This is a genomic window from Bacillus gaemokensis (assembly GCF_001590835.1).
Classification (GTDB): Bacteria; Bacillota; Bacilli; order Bacillales; family Bacillaceae_G; genus Bacillus_A; species Bacillus_A gaemokensis.
On sequence record NZ_LTAQ01000023.1, the window covers coordinates 52,973 to 64,616 of the forward strand.

At 34.2% G+C, this 11,644-nt stretch carries 12 protein-coding genes and 1 pseudogene; 3 read left to right on the forward strand and 10 right to left on the reverse strand.

What is annotated here, in order from left to right; genetic code table 11:
- Positions 1-144: 144 nt before the first annotated feature.
- The 6 genes from nhaC to AZF08_RS17230 all read right to left on the reverse strand — a co-directional run bounded on the left by nhaC (position 145) and on the right by AZF08_RS17230 (position 6,527).
- Entirely contained in the window at positions 145-1,548 is a 1,404-nt protein-coding gene (gene nhaC, locus AZF08_RS17205; RefSeq protein ID WP_033674017.1) for a Na+/H+ antiporter NhaC, read from the reverse strand.
- 440 nt (positions 1,549-1,988) lie between these two features.
- On the reverse strand, positions 1,989-2,819 hold the full coding sequence (locus tag AZF08_RS17210; protein ID WP_033674019.1) for an ABC transporter permease subunit: 831 nt from the start codon (positions 2,817-2,819) through the stop codon (positions 1,989-1,991).
- On the reverse strand, positions 2,812-3,546 hold the full coding sequence (locus tag AZF08_RS17215) for an ABC transporter ATP-binding protein (protein WP_033674020.1): 735 nt from the start codon (positions 3,544-3,546) through the stop codon (positions 2,812-2,814). The genes AZF08_RS17210 and AZF08_RS17215 overlap by 8 nt, the downstream gene beginning before the upstream one ends.
- 316 nt (positions 3,547-3,862) lie before the next feature.
- On the reverse strand, positions 3,863-4,516 hold the full coding sequence (locus AZF08_RS17220; protein ID WP_033674021.1) for a class I SAM-dependent methyltransferase: 654 nt from the start codon (positions 4,514-4,516) through the stop codon (positions 3,863-3,865).
- Between the two features lie 115 nt (positions 4,517-4,631).
- Complete coding sequence (locus AZF08_RS17225) at positions 4,632-5,522, reverse strand: TIGR03943 family putative permease subunit (protein ID WP_033674022.1); 891 nt, start codon at positions 5,520-5,522, stop codon at positions 4,632-4,634.
- A gap of 15 nt (positions 5,523-5,537) precedes the next feature.
- A complete protein-coding gene (locus AZF08_RS17230; RefSeq protein ID WP_082246043.1) occupies positions 5,538-6,527 on the reverse strand; it encodes a permease in 990 nt (329 codons plus the stop codon).
- Between the two features lie 174 nt (positions 6,528-6,701).
- Here AZF08_RS17230 and AZF08_RS17235 point away from each other — a divergent pair, with 174 nt between their 5' ends.
- The gene (locus tag AZF08_RS17235) at positions 6,702-7,889 is read left to right on the forward strand and encodes a GTP-binding protein (protein WP_033674024.1); all 1,188 of its coding nucleotides are present in this window, start codon (positions 6,702-6,704) and stop codon (positions 7,887-7,889) included.
- An 83-nt stretch (positions 7,890-7,972) separates the two neighbouring features.
- Here AZF08_RS17235 and AZF08_RS17240 read toward each other — a convergent pair whose 3' ends face one another.
- Positions 7,973-8,290 carry a DUF3784 domain-containing protein gene (locus AZF08_RS17240; protein ID WP_033674025.1) on the reverse strand — a complete coding sequence of 106 codons (318 nt, stop codon included), beginning with the start codon at positions 8,288-8,290 and terminating at the stop codon, positions 7,973-7,975.
- A 157-nt stretch (positions 8,291-8,447) separates the two neighbouring features.
- On the opposite strand from AZF08_RS17240, the gene AZF08_RS17245 reads away from it, so the two are divergent.
- Positions 8,448-9,410 carry a DMT family transporter gene (locus AZF08_RS17245; protein WP_033674027.1) on the forward strand — a complete coding sequence of 321 codons (963 nt, stop codon included), beginning with the start codon at positions 8,448-8,450 and terminating at the stop codon, positions 9,408-9,410.
- A 19-nt stretch (positions 9,411-9,429) separates the two neighbouring features.
- Positions 9,430-10,101 (forward strand): GntR family transcriptional regulator, encoded by a 672-nt coding sequence (locus AZF08_RS17250; protein WP_033674028.1) that lies wholly within the window; start codon positions 9,430-9,432, stop codon positions 10,099-10,101.
- Between the two features lie 61 nt (positions 10,102-10,162).
- Here AZF08_RS17250 and fbpA read toward each other — a convergent pair whose 3' ends face one another.
- The 3 genes and pseudogenes from fbpA to AZF08_RS31810 all read right to left on the reverse strand — a co-directional run bounded on the left by fbpA (position 10,163) and on the right by AZF08_RS31810 (position 11,643).
- Positions 10,163-10,333, reverse strand: coding sequence for a Fur-regulated basic protein FbpA (gene fbpA / locus AZF08_RS17255; protein WP_033674030.1), 171 nt, complete (start codon positions 10,331-10,333; stop codon positions 10,163-10,165).
- A gap of 193 nt (positions 10,334-10,526) precedes the next feature.
- Positions 10,527-11,433 (reverse strand): annotated as a pseudogene (locus tag AZF08_RS17260) (cation diffusion facilitator family transporter).
- Positions 11,434-11,508: 75 nt separating this feature from the next.
- Positions 11,509-11,643 carry a hypothetical protein gene (locus AZF08_RS31810; RefSeq protein WP_265182900.1) on the reverse strand — a complete coding sequence of 45 codons (135 nt, stop codon included), beginning with the start codon at positions 11,641-11,643 and terminating at the stop codon, positions 11,509-11,511.
- Between the last annotated feature and the right edge of the window lies 1 nt (position 11,644).

An 11,644-nucleotide genomic window follows, 5' to 3' on the forward strand; every position in this document is an offset into this window, starting at 1 on the left:
TATTTTAACAGACTTTCATTCGAATGATAAGTATTCTCACTCGTGTGTATAAATATTTCTACTTATTTATCATATATTTAACATTTTATACAACAAAAAAATCATCCTCTACATTACGTAAAGGATGATTTTTTTGTACTATTATTATGATGCCTCTTTCCCTTTTTCAGCATCATCAACATACCAAATAAATTTCCCTGTGTATCCATAAATCACCGCTAATGCTAATGATACGAAACTCATCCACATGAATGGAATATATGATAATGTTGCCACACCTAAAATACCAGCCATAAAGATCCCGTTATCAGACCATGGAACCATACCTGAAGTTAATGTTCCACCTACTTCTGAGTTACGAGCTAATATGCGGCGATCTAACTTCAATTTATCATAGCTGTCTTGCATAATTTTTGGTGTTAAAATTAGTGATACATACATCGCACAACCAAATACGTTTGCTAGGAAAGCAACGATTAATGTGGAAAGTGTTACATTTCCTGCAGAGTTTAGTTTCTTCTCAAATTTTGATACGATTACTTTTAAAACACCTAATTTTTCAAGTAATCCTCCAAAACCTAATCCAAAAATAATAACAGCTACTGAACTAAGCATACCATTGATTCCACCGCGATTTAACAGCTTATCAATAAAGTCCACACCTGATTGAATAGAGAAACCATTATATGCTGTTCCAATTGCATCACCGAAATGCATACCTTGGAACAGAGTTGCCCAAATTGCACCGAGTAGCGCTCCCATTGCAATTGTTGGCATTGATGGTTTTTTCATTGCTAATAATGCAATAACAATAACCGCTGGAACAAGCATCCATATTTTAATATCAAATTGCTTTAATAAAGCTTCTTTTAAAAATTCTACTTTGTTTAAATCAACATTATCTCCGCCATATATCCACCCGGCAATTGTAAACATAATACCGGTAATAATATATGCTGGAACATCTAATACGAGCATAGCACGAACGTGTGCAATAACATCTACTTTCGCCATAGAAGCGGCAAGTACTGTACTATCAGAAAGTGGAGATAACTTGTCTCCAAAATAAGCTCCTGAAAGAACGGCTCCGGCAACTAATGGAAGAGGTAAACCGAGCCCTTCACCGATTGCCATCATAGCGATACCAGCTGTACCAACTGTTCCCCATGATGTCCCTGTTGCAATAGAGGTAATGGAGCAAATTATTAAGGTTGCTAATAAGAATATGCTTGGATGAATGAATTCTAATCCATAATAGATTAATGTCGGCACAACTCCGCCAGCAATCCATGTCCCAATTAATGCTCCTACAGCAACTAAAATAAGAACGGCTTCTAATCCGTTGGAAATTCCTTTCGTAATTGCATCTTGCAATTCTTGATAACGAAATCCTAATCTTAGTCCAAGCGCAATCACTAAAAACCATGAAATAAATAGCGCTAGTTGAATTGGCAGATTAAAAATCGTTTGAAAGGAAAAGACGACAGCAAGAAACAGTAATAAAAGAATGATGATTTCTGGAATCGATGGTAATCTTACACTTTTCATTTGCTTCTCTCCTTACAAGTCGATAACATGATGTATGTCGTCTTACGTATGTACTATATACAATTTGCGAAGACAAAACGTAATTTTCATATTATTTCGATTTATTTTTCCAGTATAATATATATACAACCTTTTCTATTGTAAAAGTAGATTGAGCATTTCGCAATGAAAATTATAAAAAATGTTATATTTTTATTTATGATTTACAAAACACATATTAAAAATTTAAGAAAAGAACCAATTTATACATCAATAATTAGCAATGCTACACAATTGCTGATCATAAAAAACCACAAAAACACTTCTTTTCAACATAATTACTAAACATGTTCACATTTCTAATGTGTCCAACTTACACATAATTACTAAATGAAGAGATTGCGTTTGTAGAACATAAAAAGGCTGTCTTTACTTATTAGAGCAAAGACAGCCTTTTTATTTTAATGTACAAGATCTTTTCTTTTAAAATCATACAAACTTAATATAAGGAAAAGTGCAAAGTGTACCAATAAAATTCCCACTCCTAAAAGCACACCATCATGATTCAAAATTTTCTCATGAAACTTTGTATAACCGAAGATGAAATATGGGTTAACGGATAATCCTAAGCTTCCGATAATATTCATCGCTAATAATAGACCGACACCAACACCAATTGCATTCGCTGTACTGTTCATTTTTATAGAGATATAAATCACAATCGCTGCAACAGCAAGCAAGAATAAGAACACTGCCCCATTCATTTGAAGAAGAGCCCACATCCCTTCAAATATTGATAATTCTACCTTGCCATAACTAGGGTGTTGCAGTATAAATTTTTCTCCAAGACCAAACAAATAAGAACCGCTTATTATAGAAACACTAAAATTGAATAATAGAAAGAATACAATAATAACACTTAATGCTATCAATTTACTAAAAATGACAGAAGTCCTTTTTACCCCTTGTAACAAGGGTAACTTCAATGTTCCGTCCCTATATTCATCCGTTATACTACTTGCCGCCAGTACAATAATGTATACCACTAATAAAAAACTTGATATCCCATCTAATGTAACAACACTTGCTGAAAAACCATTTAATACAATTTTAGGAACATCCGGTAGATTTAAATTGGCAGGAATATTGTCTTTAATTGTATCCATATTCGACATCATATTCTTCGTAGAAACGAATGTAATAATTACATAAAGAAGAGAAATGGCAATAAACACATACATTCTTTTTCCAGAAAACATTTTTATCAGTTCATTTCCAACCATTTTAAGCATAAACCATCGCTCCTTTTACTGTATCAAAGAATAAATGTTCTAAAGAACCTATTTCTTGGTCAAGATTCTCTCGCTTACAATCTAATAACAATTTTCCTTTATCCAAAATCAGAAATCGCGTACATACTTGTTCAAGTTCATGTAAAATATGACTTGATATAAGTAGTCCTATTTTCTCCTTCTCCGCTAGCTCTTTAATCATCGCCCTCATATCCCGTATTCCTTGTGGATCTAATCCATTTGTTGGCTCATCCAGAATTAACAAATCTGGTTTTTTTAATAAAGACATTGCAATTCCAAGACGTTGCTTCATTCCTAATGAATATTCTTTCACCTTATCTTTAGCTCGCGCTTGTAGTTGCACAAGATTGAGAACTTCCCAAATTCTTTCCTCTGATACATCATTTAAATTGGCTACTAACTTCAAATTTTTATATCCTGAAAGATTACCATGAAAGCTTGGATTTTCTACAATTGCTCCTACTTTTTTCATCGCTTGACTAAATTCACTATCAATATTGTGTCCACCAATTTTTACAGTTCCACCATCACGATGAATTAAATTTAAAATCATGCGGATTGTTGTTGTTTTGCCAGCACCATTCGGTCCAATAAAACCTACAACATCTCCTTCATAAACTTGAAAACTCATATTTTCTACAACTGGTATATTCCGAAAAGATTTACGGATTTCAGAAACTTCTAACAGTACACTTTTCTGATTCATTATTAAACCTCCTAAGTTAGCTATTTGTCCTTCATCTAATACATCATCTAATGAATTATGTTTTATTGCGCTTAGAAGTTATATTTTCTTCTTGAAACAACATCAGTTCATTGCTGCAAATCACCTGCTTCCTAATTTATACAATGAAGTTTTTTCCATTTTCAACTACATATTATCATTTAGTACTATTAATTGCAAGGTACTAATTTATATTTTTAAGTAATTTTCTGAAAATAAAAAAGCATACACCCTTTTTATTACTGAATAGATGCACGCTTATTTTCTTATGCAATTTTATTTTTATCTTAAAACTCTCTCACCCTTTATACATATTTTGTAATTCTTCTTTTTTATCCATAAATTTATCACTATTCCCTTTGGGAAACAAAACCCCTAGACCATATGAATGTTCAAATTCCAAATGAGGATATTGATTTTTTAATTCATCCCACAATTTATAAACACCGAAATTGTCCCTTTTTACTGCAATATCATGGAATAAGACAATTCCGTTCTCTGAAACTTTAGGGAACCACGTTTGATAATCATGAAGAACAGCCTCATACGTATGATATCCATCAATATGCAAAATATCTATTGTTTCATCTTCAAATGTAGCAACGGCTTCATCAAAAGTAGAGCGGAGTAACATTGATATATCAGGATAACTATTTTCACTAACTCTCTTTACTATATAAAAAACGTATTCTCCATAAGAGCCAGTGTGTTCATCACCTTGCCAAGTGTCAACTGCAAAGCATTTAGTAGATAGCCCCTCATCCTTGACTCCTTGGCAAAAACTAAAAAATGAAGCACCGAGATGAGTACCTAATTCAACTATCCTTTTCGGTTTTATAAATCGAACTAAGTCGTATGCAAAGTCCATATGCCCACTCCATGCGGAAATACCTCGAATAACATTACCAAAAACATCTAATTCATATACAGGTTTGTGAACAATCCATTCCATTTTCCGTCTCCTTAACATGTATTTGTTATTACAAAAAATTCCCTATATATGAGTCTATAGCAAACTTTTTATTATATTACTATCCGACATTATGATTTTCAAAATCCCCTTACACTTACTGCGGCAAAGCATCATACACATAAGGATCCTTCGGCTTTTCTATTTTTTCTACTTTACTTACTTTTACAAGTGGAAACAGCGTCCCTTTGTACGTCGTTTCATCTAATACCCCCGTTACTTTCACCCACGTCTCTTCTGGAAAAGTTTTCATTTCGTTTCCAGAAACAATCATCCCCCACACAGAGGCGTCTGCAATACAACATGTAATACCATAGCGTGCAACTACAATTTTATCCCCTTGGACTTCCTTATCATTATAAATAAATCCTGTGAATGTAATTTCTTTCCCTTTAAATCCAAGAACATCTTGACCAATTAAATTCATTGTTTGGATATAATTTTTATCATCCACTTGTATCTCCTTCTGCCCCATTATGCTTTTCTCCAATTCTTTCTGTGACTGTTCTGATGCAGGAAGCTTTTGAATAGGCTCTTCTTCTTGATCAATTAATAGCTCTCGCCAATCCGAACTTGCTTGTTTCTCCTGCGTTCCTTGCTTTCCTACACTTTTTGCCTGTACACTCTGATTCATTCCCCGCTTCGATGCCAGACTCCCATCAATCGTTATGTTTGAAAATAAAAAGGCACTAACTATCGGAAGAACGAAAAGAGCATATAAAAGAAACACCTTTATTCTTGATTTCGGTACTGAATGGTGACCACAACAATGACAATTATCTTCTTGTTCCCCACCATTTTTCCATACTTGCCAGCACCCAAGAAACAGTACTACTACAAAAGCTACATATGTAAACTTAGTCATTTTTGGTGCAATAAAGTGATCTATATTACCTGTTACAAGAAGTTTAAATAACAACATCGCCAATCCAATTAAAATAATACCTCGAATATAACGATGAAACGCCTTTTGTTCCTGGTTCCCCATCTTTCTTCCTCCTTATTACATCGTTAACTGAACAACAATGTACACAGACAAAATCACAATCCCGATAAAAAAGAAGACGAATTTTTTTTGAAAATACGCAAATAACATAAACGTATTTTTAAAATCAAGCATTGGACCAAATACAAGAAATGCTAAAAGTGCTTTTGGTGAAAAAATATGTCCAAAAGATGCAGCGATAAAAGCATCCGCGGCTGAACAAAGGGATAAAACGTAACCGAATCCCATCATAACAAATGGCGAAATCACTTCACTATGCGCTACTGCATCAAGAACATTCCGATCTAAAAATGTTTGAAATAAACTTGCCAGACACGCACCAATTAATAAATATTTTCCTGTATCAAAAAACTCATCAACTGTATGACTTACAACATCTTTCCAACTCTTTTTTTGCTTGTCATGGGTAGAAACTGTTGCATCCTTCAAGACGTTTTTCCCACGATAGCAATAATACATAATTATTCCAATTAGTATCGCAACAAGAACCGTTATACCAAAACGAGCATATACAACAGTGATATTTGTTTGAAATGCATAAAATGTTGATAAAAAAACAATTGGATTCATAATTGGAGCACTTACTAAAATCACAATCCCGACATGAAGAGGCAATCCTTTTTGAATCAACCTTCTGACAATAGGTATGATGACACATTCACACATCGGAAATATAATCCCTGTGAATGCTGCAGGAATCATCGCCAAGATAGGAGATTTCGGCAATACCTTTTGAATCATATCTTCCGTAACAAATACTTGAATAATAGATGAGACGATAACTCCTAGTAAAATAAACGGTACTGCTTCAAAGAAAATACTTAAAAAGATTGCGTTCACATTAAGCCATTCTTTTGGAATACTTTTTTGTAAATTTGCTAGATTTGTAAAATCTACAAAGAATAATAAGAATAGAAAGATAGCAATAAGGAACGTACCCATTAATTCTTTTGAAATTCTATTAAAAACCAAATTTCTCGCCTCCATTTTATTCATACTTAAACGTATGCTTGTCCCTTTTTTCTATGACACGATTCAAACATTTTTCTATACTCTATATCTACTCACAAATCGTAATCATTATGATTTATTGTTGCATTTCTTTTTCTTGTCGTTTAATATAAAACGTAATGGTTACGATTTACGAAGGAGGAATATACAATGAAAAGAGTACCTATTACTGTATTAAGTGGTTTTTTGGGGTCCGGAAAAACCACTTTATTAAATTATATTTTGGCAAATAAAGAAGGCTTGAAAGTAGCAGTCATTGTCAACGATATGAGCGAAGTAAATATCGACGCTACACTTGTGAAACAAGGGGGATTTTCCCGTACAGAAGAAAAGTTAGTAGAAATTCAAAACGGCTGCATTTGTTGCACACTTCGAGAAGATTTAATCATTGAAGTGAATCGTCTTGTAGAAGCGGGAGATATTGACTACATCGTCATTGAATCTTCCGGCATTAGTGAACCAATTCCCGTCGCACAAACATTTACCTATATGGACGAAGAGCTTAGCATTGATTTAACCAATAAATGTCGCCTTGATACAATGGTTACTGTAGTCGATGCAAACAGGTTTTGGGATGATTTTGCTGCTGGTGAAAGTTTACTAGATCGAAAGCAAGCAATTGATGAAACAGATACACGAGAAGTTATCGATCTACTAATTGATCAGATTGAATTTGCAAATGTTATTCTTTTGAACAAAGTCGATTTACTAGAAAAAGAAGATGTTATGGAGCTCCATCGTCTATTACAAAAATTAAATTCTGGGGCGAAAATCATTGAATCTTCATTTAGTCAAGTTCCACTAAACCAAATTTTAAATACACACTCATTTAACTATGATGAAGCTAGTCAATCAGCTGGTTGGATTCAAGAATTAAATAGTGAACACCATACACCAGAAACAGAAGAATACGGAATCGGTTCATTTGTCTACCGTCGTAAGCACCCATTTCATCCAGTACGCCTTATGAATTGGTTACAAAACTGGCCATTAGATGTAGTAAGGGCCAAGGGTTTTTTCTGGCTTGCATCTCGTAATCACATGATTGGCCTTCTCTCTCAAGCTGGTTCTTCTATCACCATTCAAGGAGCTGGCGAATGGATTGCTGTATTACCTAAAGCTGAGCAACAACAAATGATCATGGAAGAACCCGAAGTCTTAAAAAATTGGGATGAGCAGTACGGGGACCGAATAACAGAACTAGTCTTTATTGGAGTTGAAATGAACCAGCCTTCCATCGAACAATCTTTAGATGCATGTCTACTAACGGATGAAGAAATGGAGCTAGAATGGGATGATTTTGTTGATCCAATTCCCGCTTTTACCGTTGGATCATAATGCAGGGTTTACAAAATTATTAATTATAGAGTGATTTCGAAAACAAGCTGGCTTCCCCAAAAGGTTACCCAGCTTGTTTTTGTTTATAATTTAGATTTGTTAGGTTTATTTATTACATTCCCCCATATAAGAAGTACAATTGTACTGATAACTACGAAAATTCCATAACCAATCCCCGCAGCGTCACCAATTGCTTCTAATCCAAATGGTAACAGAGCCGTAGTAATTCCGATTACATAAGAAAATATCCCTGATATTTTTGCAAGTTTCTCTTTATCCCCTACAAATGTTTCTTCTTGATATCCTGCAATCAGAAATAACCGCTTTTTTATATGAATTTGGTATCCCAGAATGATTATTAACATCCCTACAAAAAAACAGATTATAAATCCACCAATCATCCAATCCCCCCTTTACAATATTTTACCATAATCATACCTATAACTTGCCTACCTTTAATATTAAAAAATTCTGTTTATTTTTAGCGTTACTCGTGATATATTACATATTGTATTCAATATTTCAATTAGGTTTTCTTCTTGAAAGGAGGATCCTGCTATGGATTCAGGAAGATTAAAAGGCATTATAATGGTTATTACCGGTGCTAGTTTATGGGGCTTATCTGGAACTGCTGCACAACAACTTTTTCAACAAGAAAATGTTTCTGCAGAATGGTTAGTAACCATTCGCTTGCTTATATCCGGAAGTATTTTGCTTGTATTCTCCTCGTTTAGCAATAAAAAAGGGGAGATATTCGGTATTTGGCAACATAAATCAGATGCTAATAAAATGATTTTATTTGGCTTATTAGGCATGCTCGCTGTACAGTACACCTACTTTGCTTCTATTAAAGAAGGAAATGCTGCTGTCGCAACATTATTACAATATTTAGCACCCATATTCATAACCATATATCTTATCTTCAAATGGAATATTCGTCCTACTAAAATCGATTTCATTTCAATTGCTCTCTCCTTAATCGGGACCTTTTTCTTACTAACAAACGGCTCTGTTAATAATTTAGCTGTTTCTACACCAGCTATCATTTGGGGAGTTTTATCTGGTTTATCACTTGCATTCTATAGCCTATATTCAAAAGAGTTATTAGAAAAATGGTCTTCAGCTGTCATCGTTGGTTGGGGGATGATTATTGGGGGGATTGGTGTAACCGTCTTACACTTTTTCTCTACGAACGAATTCATCTTATTATCTGGTATGAAATATTTACAACCAAATAATCTGTTCCTCATTGCATTCGTTGTGATTTTCGGAACATTGATTGCATTCTATTTATATTTAGACAGCATACGGTACCTTACACCGAAAGAGACTACGCTATTTGGTTGTACAGAGCCACTTGCAGCTATCATTTCTTCCATTCTCATCTTGCATGTTCCATTCCAATCGTTCCAATTACTAGGCGCTCTTTGCGTTATTGTCATGGTACTTGTACTAAGTCAAAAACCCGATGAAGGAAAACCTAAATTACGACTTGTCGATACGAAAAAACAAAACATTTAGTAAAAGGAGCTAATTGATTATGCCTATCCCTCAAAACTATACAAAACAGGAAAGAGTATCTGCTAAATCACTCGTCTTAACTCAATTACAAGATTGGATTATTGAAGGTGTTTTACAGCCTGATGAAAAAATTAATGACGGAGAACTAGCTGAAGCTTTAGGTGTAAGCAGAACACCCGTTAGAGAAGCACTACAAGTGTTAGAGCTTTCCGGACTTGTGGAAATGGTTCCAGGACAAAAAACAAAAATTTCCCCTATCAAATTAGAAGATGTACCTGTCATTTATGAAACGATTGCTGGTCTTCATACGATTGTTGGAAAGCAAGCAATTCATCAAATAAACGAAGCTGAACTTATACAGCTTTCTGAAATCAACGATGCTTTTAAGAATGCTATAGATGAAAAAAATTCAAAACAAGTATTGAACTTAGACATACAATTTCATAGTGCGATTGTATCCATTGCTAAAAATACATACATCGAGCCTTTCCTAGCGAACATTCAGCTTCATGTATTACGTCTTGAATATCTCTTTTTCCAAAACTTTATTCCTGCACGTAAATCTATTGAAGAACACAATTTAATCATTCAAGCATTAAAAGAACAAGATGCAATACAAATCGAAAAAATAATGTCGCAAAACTGGTTGCGACCAATGAAAGAAATACAAAAAATGATCTCCATGAAATAATTAAAAGAGCCGTTTACATTTTCTCCAACGTAAACGGCCCTTCATTTACAATTCTATATGACTATGCTCGAACTTCGGCATATTTCTCAATGTCACTATACTCTTTTTCTAGTTCCTCTAAGGAAAGCTCGTATAATTGTCGATCGAGAACTTTAAACACCCCTGCCCCAATTAGCTTATCAATTAACTGCCTCTTACGATTTTCAACAGCAAAACGGAGTTGACTACGCATCTTTTACAAAAACTCCTTTCTACACCAATTGAAAATGATAATCTTTTTCAATTACCACCTTGATTATAAAAGATGATTCTTTATAAGTAAAGTAATCTGATGAAATATTTACCTTACAAACTGTTTGTGGCCACATTATATATATGTATGTTTCACAAGAAGGTTTATGACACCTTTTATCATCTTTTTTCTTTCATACTTTGCAAGCTATTTCTGTATGATTAAATTCCCCTGCTACTTCCACTTGAATTGTGACATGTTCTACATGAAATCTTTCCTTCAACAAGTTCGTCGCTTCTGCTAATACCTTCTGTGTCTCCTCAACTTTCTCTATAACAAGATGACAAGTTAAAACTTAAAAATCTGATGTAACCGACCATATGTGTAGATCATGTACCTCTTTTACAGTTACAATGTTTAATAATGTATCCCTTACTTGTTCTACATTAAGGTGTTGCGACGCTCCTTCCATCAAAACATGAACTGTATCACGGGTTACCCGCCAGCCACTTATAATGACTAGTATGGACACAAGGATGCTTGCAATTGGATCAGCGGCCGTCCATCCAAATAACATAATCAAAATTGCTGCAACAATCACTCCAACTGAACCCAACAAATCCCCTAATACATGTAAAAAGGCGCTTCGCACATTTAGATTTTCTTTCACATCTCCGCCTCGCATTAAAATCCATGCTGATGTGATATTAATAAACAAACCAAGAACAGCAATGATTAACATCCCATTACTAGCAATCTCTACCGGTTCCTGAAAACGGCGAATCGCTTCGATAAAAATGTATATCGAAATAACTATTAGAACAACACCATTACACAATGCAGCTAACATTTCAATTCGCTTATATCCATATGTTTTTTCTTTCTATAGTAGGCTTTTTTTCTCCGAGCTTAAAAGCCAGTAAACTTAAAGCAAGAGATACCGCGTCACTTAGCATATGCCCTGCATCTGATAACAGCGCTAAACTATTCGTTACAAATCCGCCAATAACTTCGGCAATCATAAAACTTGTAGTTAATATGAAAGCAATCATTAGCGCTTTTTTATTTTGTGAATGACCATGATTATGTGAATGTCCCATATGAATACCCCTTTGAAATTGATTCCTGTATTCTATTATGTGACAAACCTTTCCAATTCATCCTTTCTCATTCCTTTACACACATACATCACGATTCATTCCTTTACTCATACACTCTTCGTTGTTTCTAACTCCAGTTCCTTTTTTCTCAACAAAAAACAAGACTACTTCTTTTTCTTTCTCATATCGTTTAATAATGTAAAAAAACAAC